Annotated in this window: 18 protein-coding genes and 1 other RNA gene; 12 read left to right on the forward strand and 7 right to left on the reverse strand. The window is 33.1% G+C overall.

Annotated elements, in window-relative coordinates:
* Positions 1-90: 90 nt before the first annotated feature.
* Positions 91-411, forward strand: a complete 321-nt coding sequence (locus NQ499_RS00225) for a PadR family transcriptional regulator (RefSeq protein WP_006504866.1) — start codon at positions 91-93, stop codon at positions 409-411.
* Positions 408-1,574 (forward strand): hypothetical protein, encoded by a 1,167-nt coding sequence (locus NQ499_RS00230; protein WP_006504865.1) that lies wholly within the window; start codon positions 408-410, stop codon positions 1,572-1,574. The genes NQ499_RS00225 and NQ499_RS00230 overlap by 4 nt, the downstream gene beginning before the upstream one ends.
* Before the next feature lie 4 nt (positions 1,575-1,578).
* Here the strand turns inward: NQ499_RS00230 and NQ499_RS00235 are convergent, their stop codons facing one another.
* Positions 1,579-1,953: a hypothetical protein gene (locus NQ499_RS00235; RefSeq protein WP_040389658.1), complete on the reverse strand. Its 375-nt coding sequence runs from the start codon at positions 1,951-1,953 to the stop codon at positions 1,579-1,581.
* A 463-nt stretch (positions 1,954-2,416) separates the two neighbouring features.
* Between NQ499_RS00235 and NQ499_RS13630 the strand changes: the two genes are divergently transcribed.
* On the forward strand, positions 2,417-2,572 hold the full coding sequence (locus tag NQ499_RS13630) for a Mu transposase domain-containing protein (RefSeq protein ID WP_456301142.1): 156 nt from the start codon (positions 2,417-2,419) through the stop codon (positions 2,570-2,572).
* 75 nt (positions 2,573-2,647) lie between these two features.
* On the opposite strand, the gene NQ499_RS00240 is transcribed toward NQ499_RS13630, so the two are convergent.
* The 6 genes from NQ499_RS00240 to NQ499_RS00265 all read right to left on the reverse strand — a co-directional run bounded on the left by NQ499_RS00240 (position 2,648) and on the right by NQ499_RS00265 (position 8,999).
* Positions 2,648-3,772, reverse strand: a complete 1,125-nt coding sequence (locus NQ499_RS00240; protein ID WP_040389657.1) for a HipA domain-containing protein — start codon at positions 3,770-3,772, stop codon at positions 2,648-2,650.
* 227 nt (positions 3,773-3,999) lie between these two features.
* Positions 4,000-4,352: a transfer-messenger RNA gene (ssrA, locus tag NQ499_RS00245) on the reverse strand.
* A gap of 1 nt (position 4,353) precedes the next feature.
* Complete coding sequence (gene smpB / locus NQ499_RS00250; RefSeq protein ID WP_006504861.1) at positions 4,354-4,800, reverse strand: SsrA-binding protein SmpB; 447 nt, start codon at positions 4,798-4,800, stop codon at positions 4,354-4,356.
* A gap of 5 nt (positions 4,801-4,805) precedes the next feature.
* A complete protein-coding gene (gene rnr / locus NQ499_RS00255; RefSeq protein ID WP_006504860.1) occupies positions 4,806-6,935 on the reverse strand; it encodes a ribonuclease R in 2,130 nt (709 codons plus the stop codon).
* A 51-nt stretch (positions 6,936-6,986) separates the two neighbouring features.
* A complete protein-coding gene (gene secG / locus NQ499_RS00260; RefSeq protein ID WP_006504859.1) occupies positions 6,987-7,208 on the reverse strand; it encodes a preprotein translocase subunit SecG in 222 nt (73 codons plus the stop codon).
* An 81-nt stretch (positions 7,209-7,289) separates the two neighbouring features.
* On the reverse strand, positions 7,290-8,999 hold the full coding sequence (locus NQ499_RS00265) for an MraY family glycosyltransferase (RefSeq protein WP_040389656.1): 1,710 nt from the start codon (positions 8,997-8,999) through the stop codon (positions 7,290-7,292).
* A 188-nt stretch (positions 9,000-9,187) separates the two neighbouring features.
* Here NQ499_RS00265 and NQ499_RS00270 point away from each other — a divergent pair, with 188 nt between their 5' ends.
* From NQ499_RS00270 to NQ499_RS00310, 9 genes are all read left to right on the forward strand, one after another.
* Entirely contained in the window at positions 9,188-10,279 is a 1,092-nt protein-coding gene (locus tag NQ499_RS00270) for a DUF871 domain-containing protein (RefSeq protein ID WP_006504857.1), read from the forward strand.
* A gap of 236 nt (positions 10,280-10,515) precedes the next feature.
* Positions 10,516-12,084 carry an alpha-glucoside-specific PTS transporter subunit IIBC gene (locus NQ499_RS00275; protein WP_006504856.1) on the forward strand — a complete coding sequence of 523 codons (1,569 nt, stop codon included), beginning with the start codon at positions 10,516-10,518 and terminating at the stop codon, positions 12,082-12,084.
* A 24-nt stretch (positions 12,085-12,108) separates the two neighbouring features.
* Positions 12,109-12,576: a hypothetical protein gene (locus tag NQ499_RS00280; RefSeq protein ID WP_006504855.1), complete on the forward strand. Its 468-nt coding sequence runs from the start codon at positions 12,109-12,111 to the stop codon at positions 12,574-12,576.
* 20 nt (positions 12,577-12,596) lie between these two features.
* Positions 12,597-13,928, forward strand: coding sequence for a 6-phospho-alpha-glucosidase (locus NQ499_RS00285; protein WP_006504854.1), 1,332 nt, complete (start codon positions 12,597-12,599; stop codon positions 13,926-13,928).
* A gap of 46 nt (positions 13,929-13,974) precedes the next feature.
* Positions 13,975-14,412 (forward strand): PTS sugar transporter subunit IIA, encoded by a 438-nt coding sequence (locus tag NQ499_RS00290; RefSeq protein WP_006504853.1) that lies wholly within the window; start codon positions 13,975-13,977, stop codon positions 14,410-14,412.
* A 122-nt stretch (positions 14,413-14,534) separates the two neighbouring features.
* Entirely contained in the window at positions 14,535-15,290 is a 756-nt protein-coding gene (locus NQ499_RS00295; protein ID WP_006504852.1) for a MurR/RpiR family transcriptional regulator, read from the forward strand.
* The gene (locus NQ499_RS00300) at positions 15,290-15,517 is read left to right on the forward strand and encodes a MurR/RpiR family transcriptional regulator (protein ID WP_259848562.1); all 228 of its coding nucleotides are present in this window, start codon (positions 15,290-15,292) and stop codon (positions 15,515-15,517) included. The genes NQ499_RS00295 and NQ499_RS00300 overlap by 1 nt, the downstream gene beginning before the upstream one ends.
* A 123-nt stretch (positions 15,518-15,640) precedes the next feature.
* Positions 15,641-16,687 (forward strand): IS1/IS1595 family N-terminal zinc-binding domain-containing protein, encoded by a 1,047-nt coding sequence (locus NQ499_RS00305; protein ID WP_040389582.1) that lies wholly within the window; start codon positions 15,641-15,643, stop codon positions 16,685-16,687.
* Positions 16,688-16,843: 156 nt separating this feature from the next.
* On the forward strand, positions 16,844-17,275 hold the full coding sequence (locus NQ499_RS00310) for an SIS domain-containing protein (RefSeq protein ID WP_259848563.1): 432 nt from the start codon (positions 16,844-16,846) through the stop codon (positions 17,273-17,275).
* Positions 17,276-17,389 lie beyond the last annotated feature (114 nt).

The raw sequence follows: 17,389 nt of genomic DNA on the forward strand, positions 1-17,389 counted from the left end.
AACACTTAAGAACTTTTTTTAATTACATATTATTTCTTTACTTTGCATAACAAAGTAGTGTATACTTTGCATTGCAAAGTAGGTGACATAATGGATACACAATTGATGAAAGGAATGTTGGAAGGATGTATTCTTACTCTTATTAGTCATAAGGAAACATACGGTTATGAACTATTAGTAGAACTAGAGAAGTATGGCTTTGAGAATGTAGGAGAAGGAACCTTCTATCCGATATTAACACGTTTGTCTAAGAAGGGATATTTGTCATGCAGACAGGTGAAATCAGAAGCTGGACCCTATAGAAAATACTATAAGATTACAGATGAAGGATTAGTCTATTTGGAAGAATTTAAGCATGCATATTATAAGATAACAGGTATTGTAGAAAAGGTTTTGGAGGATAAAGAATGATTGCACAATATAACACATTAAGAAATCAATTGACAGGAGATTATCAGGCATTCTATGACAAGGCATATCAATATGCACAAGAGAGACATTACCCAGGATTCTATGCGAATGATATACTTATGAGCTTGTTAGATCTATTAATCACAGCACAGATGAACCATAAAGAATTAGATACACTTATTAAGGAAAATCATGATACATTTATTAAGAATTATTTTCATGATCAAGGAAAGAAAACCACATGGATCAACAGTTTCTTTAGATACACCATCTTCTTGTGGAACTATGTATTCTATTTGATTCTTAACCCAACATCTCATGCAGGCGGAAAGGTTGTAGAAGCAATGATCCTGATTATTCTTATTGATCTTATTATGAAAAACAAGCGATATAATATTCTACTAGATTATATTGTATTGGCTCTTGTATTCATATTACCGTCTATTTCAGTTCCTTATATGATTCCTCTTATTATTAGTATAGTTCTTCTTATTATCGGTACTCTCTATCAAGTGTATTATACATATACACATCAAAATACAATCAGCTACTATAGTGAAGAAGCACAATCACAATCGAATGATTATGTGAATGATATACTTAAGAAGCAGAATGAAGAATTCAATCGTAAAAGAGAAAAACATCATCTTCCACCTCTTACTCTAGAAGAGATGAAACTGTATAAGAAAAGAAGAAATCGTAAGATTGGATTAATCATTGATATCATTGTAGGAATACTCATCTTCTATCTTGCCTATAGAATAGGGGACTATAAAGAAAGTATGACAATGTTGTCTTATTATCTTCCTGTTTATATTATATTCAGTACAAGATATCTCTCTTATCTTGTGAATCCAAAAGGGCAGTTGATTCATATATTAAATATTATTGCAGTGATTAACCTTTATTTCTTTATTCAGGTATGTCATATCAATCATATAGTAATTACTGTATTATGCTTAATGATCATCATGATAGAAACAGGTGCTATGATGATGATTTCTGTCTTTAATAACATCTCTGAATACTTTGATCAATTAATCAGTCTCTTTTCAGTTGGTTTTATACTTGTAGAAATGAAAGTAGAGTTCTGGCTTTCAGCCATTATACTTATTGTATTGTTTGGAGCTTTAGTTAAAAGCATAAAAAAACAGAAGATATAATCTTCTATTTCTTGTAGAACACTAATGTAGAGTTATTATACTTTAGATACAGTTTATTATTCTTAAAGTAATAGTGAATTGTTTCAGTTGCCTTCATAGATTCCCATGAAGCAGGTGGATCAAAATCATCAAGATGATCACATTGGAGAGTAAGTGTATCATCTTTCTTGATCATTTTTCCTCTTATTACAGGATTACCGGCTTCTGCATCATACATATTAAAAGATAAATCTTTATCTATTTCTAATGTGAGATATGCAGTATAGATATCTTTGTTTTCTAATGGAGATTTCTCACATCTCCATGTACCTTCTAATTGTGGTGTAGTGTAACAGGTACAAAGAATAAGAGAAATAATAATCAAGCATATCTTTTTCACAATCCAAACCTTCTTTCTATAAGCCATAATTCGCATATGTTGACTTTAATTTGAGCATAAACTATAATAAAGACGAAGAAGGAACAACCAGTAAGCGGTTGTCCTTGGATTTTATATGATTGAAATAACTATCTCAAACTTTTCCCGAGGCTGAGGTAGTTATTTTTTTGCACTTTTATCTATAATGATAAGAAGTAACTTTACAATGATTCCTATAATAGACACAATAAATGCTAACGATGTTAACACTACCATGACTGTTTCATATGCTGTCATTGCGCATCACCTCCGTTTTTTAGATTTTCCCAAAACTTCTAGGAATGTGAATTTCGAAGGTTTGCGTACCTTCGTCTTTACGACCAAGGATAACCACTTACCGTATACGGTTGTTCCACATAAAAATTATATCATACAAGCATATAACTGTAGGAAGTTATTAAGTATTAGAAGAAATAAAAAACCTATGAGAAAGAACTGGTATTCAGTTCCATATGAATATATAGGCAAGATGGTAGATATTAAGGTGACTGAGACCACATTGACTACCTGTTATCAGAATAAGCGTATTAATGTATATAAGGTGTTTCCAAATTACGTTATAAATAAATTCCACAAATAATCATGATATGCCAGAGTCTGTCAAAGTAACAGAATAGGATGATGAGCGCATAAAGAAAATAGTAGATATACTCTACTATTCTAATAATTCTAAAACTCTTATTTGAATAATTTCTTCCAAATATTTGAGTCTTTTTCTAGGTAATCGATATTTATAATGACTTTCAAACTTGAAACCTATTAATTTTCTTAGTTTTTCCTTTTGTCTTTTTGTCATACGTGGTTTTACAAAAGCAATAAAATCTTGATATGTTGCAGGTAGTCTTGTTTGGATGTATTGATTAATATTTTTAAAATCATCATCCATGGCATAACAAAGAAGTGATAATCCATTATCAAAAATAGGCGCACATCCCACAATTTTATTTGATTTATTATCAATTAAAAAACCAAAGTTACCAAAATGACGATCTTCATTTAAAATCACTGCATCAAAAACAAGCATATCTAATAATTCTTGATAATAGCTTTCACCTAGCTTTTTATAATAATCAATAACTGACTCTATTCCACCTGTTTTAATAATTCTTCCAACTGGAATATAAGATACATTTTCATTTGTGAAAAGTAAACATGTTGAACAAAGCTTCCCTTTCCATTTAGAAAGTCCATAATCTACATAATGTAAATCCATTGTTTTGGCAATTTGTGAAGCATAATATTCACTATAAGGTTCTAAGCCACTATTCGCAAATCCTTCTGTTCCTGATTTATAAAGAAGAATATTATTTTTTATTCTTCTCCATGATTTTGCTAGCATCCCATTTGTTGTAAATTCAGGCGATGATCTAAATGAAGTTCTTGTATAACTTCCATATCCTGTAAAAGCAATGGAAGCAATATTTGTATTAAAAGAATTATGATAAAGATTTTTATCTTTAAATAAGTCTTTACAATTTTCTTGCACAACCCAATAACTATCATTCAATGATAAGCCTTGACATATATCAATAATACCTTTTGTATCTTTTTCATTTAATCCTAATCGAGATAAAAAATTAGAAACATAGGCTCTATTTCTAGGAATCGTCCTTTTTTGAAGCCATTTTTTTAATCCTTCATTGCTCAATTCTAAGTCTAATGGTAAAAGATATTGTAAATTTTGATTAATAGTATTAATCAAAACTTCTAATCCATCATTTGTATTTTTCATAGAAAAATACAATAAATCATTATCATACTGTTTTAAAATATAATTCACGAAAAACACATCCTTTCAAAAATAATTATCTAATAATTTCCATCAAACATAAGTAATCTGCAATCTTTACTTTTATTACATCCATTTTACCTTATCTTTAAAGTAAAAAATAGCGATTTCTAGGTAGTGACACCCACATAAATCGCTATTTCTTGATTTTTTAAAATATCTTAAAAAATGTTGATTTCATCAGTTTTTTTGATGACATCCATTTTAACTCTTAAATTTGGTGGAGGCGGGGGGAATCGAACCCCCGTCCAAAAGCCGTTCCATATCAGGTGTCTACAGTTTATCTTATTGAATCAATTTAAGTATGTTACGATCAATAAGCAATCTTTCGCATACCGATTTCTGATTGATTTTCATGAATATAGTCAGAACATCCTATATCCCTTATCTTACAGGTTATGTTACAGACTCTAAAGGTGTAAGCGCAGATAGGTCTGCATTCGCAAGTCTATGTCGACTATTAAGCGAAAGCGTAATTTGTTCTGTTTCCAGATATTTGTTTGTGCATGTAACGTTTGCCAACGACTGCTGCCTGATTCAAACTGACCCCTGTCGAATCCAAGACGCCCCCATTAATAAGCGCGTTTGAGAGCTTTCTCAATATCGCGCTTAGCATCTTTTTCTTTTAAATCATTACGCTTGTCATAAAGCTTCTTACCTTTTGCAAGAGCAATTTCTAGCTTTGCTTTTGAGGTATTGAAGTAAAGCTTTGTAGGAACGATTGTTAAACCATCCTCACGAACCTTCTTCTCTAGTTTACTAATTTCTTTCTTATGAAGCAATAGTTTTCTAATACGTCTAGGTTCATGATTAAAGATATTTCCATTTTCATAAGGGGCAATATACATATTCTCAATAAAAGCTTCATGGTCTTTAATTCTTACAAAACAGTCCTTAAGGTTAGCACTGCCTTTGCGAATAGACTTGATTTCAGTACCTTTTAATTCAATACCTGCTTCAAAAGTTTCTAGGATAAAATAATCATGATATGCTTTTTTGTTATTTGAGATGATTTTCATATATATTACCTTCTTGTACGGAATTTTCTTTTCTTCTTTCTATGACTTCCAGCTTTTACAAGCTCGAAGTCAATTGTCTTTTCTAGCTTATTTGCTTCAGTTACTCTGACCTTTACTGGATCACTCATCTTGAACATACGTCCTGTATGTTCACCGATAAGAATAAGATTCTTTTCATCATAAGCATAATAATCATCTGTTAAGGAAGTCATATGAACAAGACCTTCGATGGTATTAGGAAGTGATACAAAGAATCCAAAACTTGTAATAGAAGAAATATAACCATCAAATACCTCACCAACATGATGAGACATAAATTCAGCTTTCTTCATATCTTCGACTTCACGTTCAATATCAATCGCAATTCTTTCACGATTAGAAGACTGTTCAGCAAGTACTGGAATCATTTCTTCAAACTCATTCATTCTAGAATAATCATTCTTAAATAAGTAAGTTCTAATCAAACGATGTACCAATAAGTCTGGATAACGTCTAATAGGTGATGTGAAGTGTGTATAGAATTCATCCGCAAGACCGAAGTGTCCAAGACATTGTGCATCATAACGTGCTTTCTGCATTGATCTTAATAATAATGTAGAAATAATATCATGCTCAGGTGTTCCCTTAGATTCTTCAATCATACGTGCTAATTCATGAGGGTTGACCTTTTCAAGAGACCCATGAATAGTATAACCCAAAGGCTTCGCAATGGAAACAAATTGTTGTAACTTCTCTTTCTTAGGATACTCATGTATACGATAGATGAAAGGTACATCCATCCATTTAAAGTGTTCAGCCACTGTTTCATTAGCACATAACATGAATTCTTCAATAATATGATCACTCTCACCACGATTTCTTAAGACAACATCTACAGCACGTCCTTTATCATCTACAAGAACCTTTGCTTCATCTACATCAAAGTCAATCGCACCACGACGATCTCTCTTCTTTCTTAAGATAGCAGCTAATTCTTTCATATTAAAGAATAATTCAACAGCATCACTGTATTTCTTCTTTAGTCCTTTATGACCTGCAAGAATCGCATTCACATTATTGTATGTCATACGATGAGAACTTCTAATAACAGTAGGGTAGATATTATGATCTACAACCTGCCCCTTATCATTGATTTCCATAATGCAGCTAATTGCATAACGGTCCACACCTTCATTAAGTGAACAGATCCCGTTAGATAACTTATGAGGCAGCATAGGAATCACTCTATCTACAAGATAAATAGAAGTCCCTCTTCGAATCGCTTCCTTATTTAATTCAGTTCCTTCATTCACATAGAACGAAACATCCGCAATATGAACACCTAACTGATAATTCCCATTATCTAATTTCTTTAAAGAAATCGCATCATCCAAGTCCTTGGCATCATCACCATCAATAGTCACAATCTGCCAATCTCTAATATCTAAACGATTAGGAATATCACTTGGATCAATAGACTGAGGAATAGACTCAATCTCATCATAGACTGCCTGTGGAAAATCAATATCTACATCATACTTATTCACAACAGATAAGATATCTACACCAGGATCATTCTTATGACCAATAATCTTAACAATATCACCCTTTAAATAAGGCTCGTACTTCTTAATCTCTACAACAACCTTATGTCCAGGCATAGCCCCATGTGCATGAGCTTCATCTACATAAATCCAATCAGTAAACTTAGGATCATCAGGCATGATGATGAGTTCTCTTCTACCTTTTCTGACTAATCCAACAAGTCGAGTCATACCACGCTTAATGATCTTTACAACACGTCCTTCAGGTTTTCCTCTATAGACAGTTGTTTCAATCATAACCTCATCCTGATCAAAAGCACCATTGAGGTTCTTGCTATTAATATAGTATTCAGTCTCTTCATCAACTTTTACAAAACCAAATCCCTTTTTATTTAAACTCAAAACACCTTTTAAATAATGGAAATCATCAATCAAATGATAGTTATTCTGATTATCTCTAATCACTTCACCATCTTCTTCTAATCTATTCATAAGCTTTACAAATGCGATATATTCTTCAGTAGAATCATAATGTAGTGCACTTGCAAGAGCATCTATTTTTCTATCCTTTAAGTCTTTATTCTTTAATAATTCTAAAACATCTTCTTTCATATATTCACCTCCAACAAAAGAAAAGAGGCACTCATAAGTGCCCCTTTATTATTATCCTGCCATTTTAATAAGAATTGCGATAACAAAGAATGCAATACCTAGTCCCACAGTAATACGTGTAAGAACTAAATCCACACCTCTTTCTTTTTGCTGTGCAAAAAGATTAGAGCTCTGACCAGTTAATGCATTAACAATACCATCAGTTTTTCCCGTTTGTAAAAGACACACAATAATTAGGGCTATAGAAACAATGATCAAAAGTACTTCTAACATTTTTCCTGCCTCCTTCTCTTTTAGACTTTTTCTACATTAGCGAATAAATAATATCATAAAAATATATTGATTACAACACCTTTATTCGCTCACACCATTGTTGAAGTCAAGGGATACAATACTAAAACGATTATTCTTTTCTATAAGTGTTACTTTTACGTTAATAGTTTGATAGTTGTAATAGAAATTCTTTTTATTAAATGTAATTTCTAATCCAACATCCGTATATTCATAATCTTCTAAACCACTTAATGTAACATCGGATGCTCTTGTATAGTTCACTTCATATGTTGTGACTTCATCAAGATTTGTTTTATTCGCAATCATATCATTCACATTTGCATAATAGCTAGACTTCGCAAACTCTTCAAAGTTATTTAAACGATCACTATAGAAATACTGCGCACCACCAATTTCATTTTTCTTCTTATTAGAGATAGTAAAGAAATCAATCGCAAATAATGCAGCGACATTCTGACATGTATTTCTCTTAGTATGAGATGCATTAATATCTTCATGCACTGATTTCATTAAAGAAGTAGGATGACTTGGCATATCATAAGTAATGACTGGAGTATTCACAATTGGCTTCTTATCATTATGACTATGATAAACAAGGACGCCACTTACTGCAATCACAGCACATAAGAATCCAATAAGAATATATTTCACATGATGTCTTTCTGCTATCATTAAATATGTCTTAGATTCTTTGATCTTTGGTAAATCATCTCTTTTTAAGAATATATTGAGAATTGTAAGAATTGGTTTATATTTACGTGAAATCATATTGGTATATTCCACGAATATTTCAAATACAAAGAGTAATAATGCGAATAATAAAATAGATGCAGTCACACTATATATATGGATAAATGAACAGATAGAGAATAATGCGGTCGCAATATATAGAATAAGAACACTCTTAGTTTGACCTAGTTCTAGAGAGAACATCAATTTATGATGTAAATGTCCTTTATCTGCTTCATCAAAGCGCTGATGATGTACTTTACGTCTAATAATCGCAATGAGCGTATCCATAATAGGTACTGCGAGTACGACAATAGGTGCCCCTAAAGTAAAGAATGTAGAGGTCTTAAATCCAAATCCTAATAAAGAAATCACAGATAACATGAAGCCAATAAATAAAGCCCCACAGTCACCCATAAATATTTTTGCGGGATGGAAATTAAATACTAAAAAGCCTCCAATGGATCCTGCAAGTAAGAGTGTTAATGAAGTGATATCTGTACGTCCATAATGGATAGAGATGAGTCCTGTAGTGATCAACACAATCATGGATATACCACCACATAAACCATCTAATCCATCAATAAGGTTTACTGCATTGGTAATACCTACAATCCATCCTAGAGTGACTATTAAGGCAATAGAATAAGAAAGAATAGTAGGAATATAAGGAATAGTAAATCCTTTTAAAGATATACCACCATAAAATATGACTATAAGTGCTGCAGCGACCTGTCCAAGAACCTTCATCTTTGGAGGAAGGTCATGAATATCATCATATAAGCCAAACAAGAAAACAATCAAACCACCTATTAATATAGAGTTGATCTGATTATCTGTTTTAAGGAATACCATTGCCCCTATAAGGAATGCCACATAGATGGCATATCCACCTGTACGAGGAATAATACCGTGATGTACAGTTCTATTATTAGTATGGGCTATTATACCCATTTCTTTTGTGATTTTACCGATAAAAGGGGTTAGGATGACCGATATAATGAATGTCACACAGAATGCTAATATATTATTGAGTGTCATAGGTACCTCCATATTATGTTCATTATATATCAAATAGAAAGTATGTGCAAAATAATGAAATCTAACGCAATTCAAATCAATTACTGTATAATATAGAGAGAACATATTTATACTGCATAAAATACATATTGTTTTTATTGGTATAAATGATATAATACTATCGGAAAATAAAAATAGGAGGATTTATTATGCATCGCTTAGGAATTTCAGTTTATCCTGAAAAATCAACTCAGAAAGAAGTTTATGATTACTTAGAACTTGCTGCTAAGTATGGCTTCTCAAGAATCTTTACTTGTTTATTATCAGTGAATGATCCGAAAGAAAAGATCATGAAGGACTTTGGAGAATTCATGGATAAGGCACATTCTTTAGGTTATGTAGTTGCAGTAGACACTAACCCAGAAGTATTTAAACATTTAGGAGCTACTTATAGTGATTTAAAACCATTCCATGATATGGGTGTAGATATCATCCGTTTAGATGGTTCATTTGGTACTACAGGAGATATCCAGGTTACTAGAAACCCTTATAATATTCAGATTGAATTCAACGGTTCTATGGACCAGGGTGTTGAATTATTATTAGAACAGGGTGGAAACAAGGATCAGGTTATTATCTGTCATAACTTCTTCCCAGAAAGATATTCTGGTTTAGACTGGAACTATTTCGTTAACTTCAATGCTTATTGGAAATCATTAAATCTTCATACAGCTGCATTCGTATCAAGTAACCAGCCACATACACATGGTCCTTGGAATGTATTCTGTGGATTACCAACAGTAGAAATCTTAAGAGGTCTTCCAATTGACTTACAGGCTCGTTTAATGCTTGCAACTGGAGACGTTGATGATATTATTATTGGTAATGCTTATGCTTCAGAAGAAGAGTTAAAAGCTTTATCAGAAGTTGATTACCAGAACATCTGCTTCAAGATTGATGAAGTAGAAGGTTTATCAGATGTAGAAAAGGAAATCATTTATGATTACTATCCACATTGGGACCGTTATGATCATTCTTCATTCTTCTTACGTTCATCTGGAAGCAGAGTAAAGTATAAGAATGAAAGTATCCCACATCGTGAAACAGAACAGAAGATGTTCCATCGTGGTGATGTATTAATCGTTAATGATAATTTAGCTCATTATCGTGGTGAATTAGAAATCGCATTAAGAGATATTCCAAATGATGGTGAAAGAAACCTTTGTGGTCATGTAAAAGAAGAAGAAATGATGTTCTTAGACATGATTGAACCAGGTCACTATTTCAAGATTATTAAATAATAGTTAAGGCTATATGCATGATGCATATAGCCTTTTTTTGCGTGAAAATAATTCATAATTATCTTCTTGGATTAAAATTATGTTGAATATATCGGTATAAAATGCGTGTGTGAAAATTCACGGGCAAGGTTATAAATCATAACCTATGGAGCCCCGTCCCTAACAGAAGCCAAAGTATTGTGAAATCGCTTTCTCACGAGTAGTATGTAGGTAACAAAAGAAACGGAGGAAAAGATATGTTACAAAAAATCCAGCGTTTCGGTGGTGCAATGTTCACACCAGTTATGTTATTTGCCTTTGCGGGGGTAACAATTGGAATCGGTACATTGTTTACTACTGAAGCCATCATGGGAGGTCTGGCTGATCCAAGTTCATTGTGGTATCAGATTTGGAACGTTATTCTTCAGGGAGGATGGACAGTATTCAATCAGTTACCATTACTCTTTGTAGTTGGCTTACCAATCGGACTTGCCAAAAAACAGCAGGCTAGATGCTGTATGGAAGCTCTAGTACTTTACTTAACATTCCAGTACTTCCTAAATACTATCTTAAGTCAGTGGGGACCAGCGTTTGGTGTAAACTTCGCTGCCAAGATTGGTGGTACAAGTGGTCTTACAACAATCGCTAGTATCAAGACTTTAGATATGGGGATGATTGGAGCGTTGTTAATCTCATGTATCGTTGTTTATTTACACAATAAGTTCTTCGATACTAAACTACCTGAATGGTTAGGAACATTCAGTGGTTCATCATTTGTTGTTATTGTTGGGTTCTTTGCTTTATTACCAGTTGCATTCCTATCTGCTTGGTTATGGCCAATGATTCAGAATGGTATGCGTGCATTCCAGGTATTCGTTATTAGCGCAGGATCAATTGGGGTATGGATCTTCATCTTTATGGAACGTGTGCTTATTCCATTTGGATTACATCACTTACTATACTTCCCATTCTTCTATGATTCAGCAATCGTCAATGGTGGTGTTCTCTCAGCATGGGCAAAGCTATTGCCTCACATGGCAGCATCAACTGCTTCATTAAAATCAATGGCACCTTGGGCATGGCCAACTCTTACAGGTTTATCTAAGATCTTTGGTTGTCCAGGTATCGCTCTTGCATTCTATGCAACAGCGAAGAAAGAAAAGAAAACAAAGATTGCCGGTTTATTAATTCCAATTACTTTAACTGCAATCTTCTGTGGTATTACAGAACCAATTGAATTTACATTCTTATTCGTTGCACCAGTACTATTTGTTGTACATGCAGTACTTGCTGCAACACTCGCTACTACAGCTTATGCATTAGGTGTAGTTGGGGTATTATCTGGTGGCTTAATTGAAATGTCAGCACTTAACTATATTCCATTAATGGCTGCACATTGGCCAACATACTTAACATTATTAATCGTTGGTCTTGCATTTACAGGTATTTACTTCGTTGTATTTAGATTCTTAATATTAAAATTTGACTTTAAAACTCCAGGCCGTGAAGATGATGAAGAAATCACATTCCACAGCAAGAAAGAGTTTAGAGAAAAACAGTCTGGTGGACAGACTACTAATAGTGCAGAAAAGCCAAGTTTAGCTGCTGCAATATTAGAAGGATTAGGTGGCAAGGATAATGTCATTGATGTGACTAACTGTGCTACACGTTTAAGAGTAAATGTTAAAGATGAAACTTTAGTTCAATCTGATGCATACTTTAAGTCTGTTGGTGCTCATGGCTTAAAGGCAACTAAAAAGAATATCCAGGTTATTGTTGGATTATCAGTACCAAGTGTAAGAGAAGAATTTGAGTCATTACTATAAACAAGAGAGAGGAGGTTGAATACAATGACAAGAAAATTAGATAGATATTACATGATTGTCAAAGTATTCTTAATGATCACACCATTTATTGCATATTTGTATCTATCACTTTCTGCAGGAATGGGGTCGCTTGCTTTACCGGAACTATTAAGCAGGGAACCTAAGGCTGCACTAATCTTCTTAATCGCAATGGTTAATCCATATATTGCATATCTATTAAACATTGCCCAGAAGAAACTAAAAGAAGGGGATATGGCATATGTGTGTATGAACTTTGTGTTATTGATGTTGGCACAGGCACTTACCTTAAATAGTCTTTATTTCATGATTGTTGGTTACCTGTTCTATGTGACTGTGAAAACATACAATATCAAGGTCATTCAAACACTCAAGGAATTCACTGTAAAACACTTTTTCTATAGTGGTGGTGGAAGCTTGATCGTGATTGCCTTCTCAGCTCTATGCTTATTTGTAACGATTAGATTAATGTAAAATAAAAGGAGAAAAAGAAAATGGAAAAGAAATATTCAGTAGTTATTGCAGGTGGAGGTAGTACTTTCACACCAGGTATTTGTTTATTGTTATTAGATCATATGGATCGTTTCCCAATCAGAAAGATCAAATTCTATGATAACTTTGCAGAACGTCAGGAAACAGTCGCAAAGGCTTGTGAAATCTATGTAAAAGAGAATGCTCCAGAAATCGAATTCTCATATACAACAGATCCAGAAGAAGCTTTCACAGATGTTGATTTCGTAATGTGTCATATTCGTGTAGGTTTATATGCAATGCGTGAAAAAGATGAAAAGATCCCAATGAAATACAATGTTGTTGGTCAGGAAACTTGTGGCCCTGGTGGTATTGCTTATGGTATGCGTTCAATTGGTGGTGTTATCGAAATTCTTGACTATATGGAAAAATATTCACCAAATGCTTGGATGTTAAACTATTCAAATCCAGCTGCTATCGTTGCTGAAGCAACTAGAAGATTACGTCCTAACTCTAAAATCCTAAATATCTGTGATATGCCAGTTGACCTTGAAGAAAAGATGGCTAACATGGTAGGATTAAAATCTCGTAAAGAAATGAATGTTGGATACTATGGATTAAACCACTTTGGCTGGTGGCATAAGATTGAAGATAAAGAAGGTAATGATTTAATGCCTGAAATCAAGAAGCATATGGCTGCAAATGGTTTCGCAGATGCTTTATCTAACACAAATCAGCATGTAGAACAGAGCTGGATTGAAACATTCGCAAAAGCGAAAGATGTATATGCACTAGATCCAGACACTATTCCAAATACTTATTTAAAATACTACTTATTCCCAGACTATGTAGTAGAACATACAGACCCTAACCATACTCGTGCAAACGAAGTTATGGAACATCGTGAAAAACATGTCTTCACAGCTTGTAGAAATATTATTGAAAAGGGTACAGCAGTTAATGGTGGATTTGAACCAGATGCACATGCAGAATACATCGTTGACTTAGCTTGCGCTATTGCTAAGAATACTAAAGAAAAGATGTTATTAATTGTTCCTAACGGAGGTGCAATTGAAAACTTCGACAGTACTGCAATGGTAGAAATTCCTTGTATCGTAGGTAAGAATGGTTACGAAAAGATCTGTCAGGGTTCTATCCCACAATTCCAGAAGGGCTTAATGGAACAGCAGGTATCAGTAGAAAAACTTGTTGTTGATGCATGGATTACAGGAAGCTATCAGAAATTATGGCAGGCAATCACTCTATCTAAGACAGTACCAAGTGCTAGAGTTGCTAAATTAATTCTTGATGATTTAATTGAAGCAAACAAAGACTTCTGGCCTGAATTAAAATAAGATGTTTAACTTATTTAAAAAGAAAAAAAACAAGGTACTTTATTCAATGGCAAACGGCAGAAGCGTTGCCATTGAAGATGTACCTGATGAAGTGTTTGCAACAAAGATGATGGGCGATGGCATTGCTGTAATTCCTGATGAAGGAAAAATTTATGCACCATGTAATGGTACAATATCTATGGTGATGGATAATACAAAGCATGCTTTAGGAATTAAGACTGAAGACGGGTTAGAGATGCTGATCCATGTAGGGTTAGATACAGTTAATTTACTTGGTGAAGGTTTTGAAACGCATGTTACTACTGGCAATCAGGTAGAAACAGGCGAATTGTTGATTTCTTATGATAAAGATAAGTTAGAAAAAGAAGGAATCAATGATATTACAATGCTGGTTATTGTAAAACCTGGTGATCATAAAATAGTGAATTACCATACTGATAAAGATGTTCGTATAGTTGACACTCCCTTAATTGAATACGAATAAGTCACACAGTGGGCATATGTGACAATATCAATACTTGTAGGATGTACTTAAAAGTACATCCTATTTTAATATTAACGCTAATGGTGTAAAATAACGTAAAGATATAATTTTAGAGGTAGTGTATGAGATTAGAAGAACTAGTAAATAAGAACTATCAATCGCTTAATGAAAATGATCTTTATATATGGAATTATATCATTCGTCATAGAAAAGAATGTGAACGTTTATCCATAGATGATCTGGCTTCAAAATGTAATGTATCACGTAGTACGATATTACGCTTTTCTAAACGTTTAGGATTAAAAGGCTATGCGGAATTAAAGGTCTTTTTACGCATTGATAATCAGATGGCTGATAAAAGTGCTATTGCAGATAATATGTATAACTTTTATGTAGATACTTTGAAACAGTATAGAGAGTATAATTATCGTGGTATTGTAGAAAGTATTTATAATGCGAAGAACTTATATGTTCATGGTACAGGGACTATTCAAAATCATGCTGCAAATCATTTGAAGCGTGCATTTTCTTCTGCAGGAAAACTATTTCTTGATATAGATGCATTTGCAGATTTTAGTGCTTATACAGATTTGCTTGAAAGAGGTGATATTTTTATCGCAATTTCTTATTCAGGCGAAAATAGGCACTTATTAGATTATATTAATCAATTGAAGCTAAATGGTGTTATTATTGTGGCTCTTACAGTGAATAAAGAAAGTACATTATCGCATCTTGCTGATTATAATCTACATGTAAAATTATTTTCCATTATGACTCATAGGGATAGAATGGAAGATCTGGCAGGAAACTACTTTATATTAATTGATTTTCTTGTTGCTTATTATATGGAATATGTAAAAAGACGAGGTGAGCAGTAATGTCTTTAGATAAATTAGTAGAAAGCAACTATGCTCAATTAAATGAAATTGATCTCTATATCTGGCAATATATATTGCATCATAAAAGAGAATGTCAAAAGATTTCTATTCATGAATTGGCACATGAATGCAATGTATCACATACAAGTATATTGCGTTTTACCAAGAAATTGGGGCTAGATGGTTTTAGTGAACTAAAGTTTTATATTAAATCGCTAAGTTTATGAAAAATGTTGCTACTAGATCATTAAATTTAACTTAACGCCTATTTTTCTACTTTATAGCCACCTAACTCAAATCATCATTTCTCGAACAGTTGTAAAATGATCTTAAAAGGTCAGGTGAGTGCTATGATAACTGAAAACCAGGTAAAAAACTATTTAAGATCTAAGGATAAGGATTATGTAAATAAACTTATCGAATCATTATATGAACAGGATGATGAAGACATTGATCCATCTCATAAGGCATGCCCTATATGTGGTTCAGTCCATTTCAAGAAGAATGGAAAAGATAAGAACAGACATCAGAGATATATCTGTCTTGACTGTCACAAGTCTTTTAGTGATAGAACCAACACCTTATTCTACTGGTCTCATTTTACTTTGGACCAGTGGCTTCACTTCATTGAACTGGAACTATATAAAATGCCTCTAGAGGGTGAGGCTCAAGTCTTAGAGACAAGCAAGACGACCTGCTTCTATATGCGTCATAAACTTTATCATGCAGCATCTGAAATCATGGGTCATCAGAAATTATCTGGTGAAGTTGAAATAGATACACAGTATAAAAGTATAAACCTAAAGGGAACACGTCCTCAAAATATGCCTAGATACTCAAAGAAAAGAGGTAAACAGGCTGCATATAGAGGAATATCTCATCACAAGGTTGCCATTGTCTGTGCTACAGATGAAAATGATCATATGATGATGCAGGTATCAGGTCTTGGAAGTGAGTCATTCGATAAATATAAAGCGAATAAAGACTACTTTAAGGATGTGGAAGAGTTCATATCAGATTCAAAGGCAAGCATACAGCAGTTTGCCAACTATCTTGAAGCAGTAAACAATAAGATAAAGACATCTCCTTTAGAGAAGAGATATCTTACTGATGATGGTAAATCATTAGGAGCTGTCAATGAGATGATGACAGAAGTAAGCTCAATGATACAGACAACAAGAGGCGTTGGCACCAGATACATACAAGGTTATCTAGATTTCCTGCTTCTTAAGAAGCAGGCTAAGTATACATTCAAGAGAAAGGAAATGGCATCTGAGATTCTAAGAATGATGATGGATACTGAGGCTTTCAGTAATGAAATGGTAAGAGCTACACCTATGCCTATTTCACTTAAGGAAGCATATTACGAATATCGTTATGGTATATTCGCTGAATAAGATTACTCAAAGCAACAATTTTCTTAAATTGAGCGTATTAAATGGGATTTATCACAAAAATCAGAATTCACACCTCAGATTATTGATGAGGCATGTGATGGTTTTGTTAAAACAATTGATGAATTGAAGAATCATGATTTTACTCATGTTTGTAGTATGATTCATCACGCTGAACGTATTTTCGTATATGGAACAGGTGTTTTACAAAATAATATAGCCAATGAATTAAGAAGACAGTTTCTTTATTCTAATAAAGTATTGCATATTGCAGGTCATGGGACGGAATTAGATACGCTTATAAGTAATGTGACTGAACGTGATATGCTTATTATTATTTCTCTTTCGGGAGATAATGAAGATGCGGTGACTTTAGCACGTATATTAAAAGGAATGAAAGTACCTAGGGTTGGTTTGGCAAAAACTAACAACTGTTTATTATCTAAATATTGTGATGAGATGATCACTTTTAAGTATTATACATTTCATTTAGGTATGACAGATAAACTTTATGGATGTACAGCTCAATTCTTTCTTGTTGCGGATTTTCTCTTCTTGAAATATTTAGAATATTTAAATGAATCAAAATAAAATCATAACACTTTCTTTTGAAAGGGTTATGATTTTTCTATATCTGGAAACGTTTTTCACAAATGGAAAGAACAACATATCTTTTCTTATTTTAGATTAGAATAGAAATGTATA

Origin of the sequence: Catenibacterium mitsuokai (assembly GCF_025148785.1) — a bacterium.
In the GTDB taxonomy this organism is placed as follows: domain Bacteria; phylum Bacillota_I; class Bacilli_A; order Erysipelotrichales; family Coprobacillaceae; genus Catenibacterium; species Catenibacterium mitsuoka.

Bases quoted from the DNA above. Each gene is read 5' to 3' on its own strand.
- NQ499_RS00225 (WP_006504866.1), top strand. From the start codon at position 91: ATGGATACACAATTGATGAAAGGAATGTTGGAAGGATGTATTCTTACT.
- NQ499_RS00230 (WP_006504865.1), top strand. From the start codon at position 408: ATGATTGCACAATATAACACATTAAGAAATCAATTGACAGGAGATTAT.
- NQ499_RS13630 (WP_456301142.1), top strand. From the start codon at position 2,417: ATGAGAAAGAACTGGTATTCAGTTCCATATGAATATATAGGCAAGATG.
- smpB (WP_006504861.1), bottom strand. From the start codon at position 4,800: ATGAAAATCATCTCAAATAACAAAAAAGCATATCATGATTATTTTATC.
- rnr (WP_006504860.1), bottom strand. From the start codon at position 6,935: ATGAAAGAAGATGTTTTAGAATTATTAAAGAATAAAGACTTAAAGGAT.
- secG (WP_006504859.1), bottom strand. From the start codon at position 7,208: ATGTTAGAAGTACTTTTGATCATTGTTTCTATAGCCCTAATTATTGTG.
- NQ499_RS00265 (WP_040389656.1), bottom strand. From the start codon at position 8,999: ATGACACTCAATAATATATTAGCATTCTGTGTGACATTCATTATATCG.
- NQ499_RS00270 (WP_006504857.1), top strand. From the start codon at position 9,188: ATGCATCGCTTAGGAATTTCAGTTTATCCTGAAAAATCAACTCAGAAA.
- NQ499_RS00275 (WP_006504856.1), top strand. From the start codon at position 10,516: ATGTTACAAAAAATCCAGCGTTTCGGTGGTGCAATGTTCACACCAGTT.
- NQ499_RS00280 (WP_006504855.1), top strand. From the start codon at position 12,109: ATGACAAGAAAATTAGATAGATATTACATGATTGTCAAAGTATTCTTA.
- NQ499_RS00285 (WP_006504854.1), top strand. From the start codon at position 12,597: ATGGAAAAGAAATATTCAGTAGTTATTGCAGGTGGAGGTAGTACTTTC.
- NQ499_RS00290 (WP_006504853.1), top strand. From the start codon at position 13,975: ATGGCAAACGGCAGAAGCGTTGCCATTGAAGATGTACCTGATGAAGTG.
- NQ499_RS00295 (WP_006504852.1), top strand. From the start codon at position 14,535: ATGAGATTAGAAGAACTAGTAAATAAGAACTATCAATCGCTTAATGAA.
- NQ499_RS00300 (WP_259848562.1), top strand. From the start codon at position 15,290: ATGTCTTTAGATAAATTAGTAGAAAGCAACTATGCTCAATTAAATGAA.
- NQ499_RS00305 (WP_040389582.1), top strand. From the start codon at position 15,641: ATGATAACTGAAAACCAGGTAAAAAACTATTTAAGATCTAAGGATAAG.
- NQ499_RS00310 (WP_259848563.1), top strand. From the start codon at position 16,844: ATGATTCATCACGCTGAACGTATTTTCGTATATGGAACAGGTGTTTTA.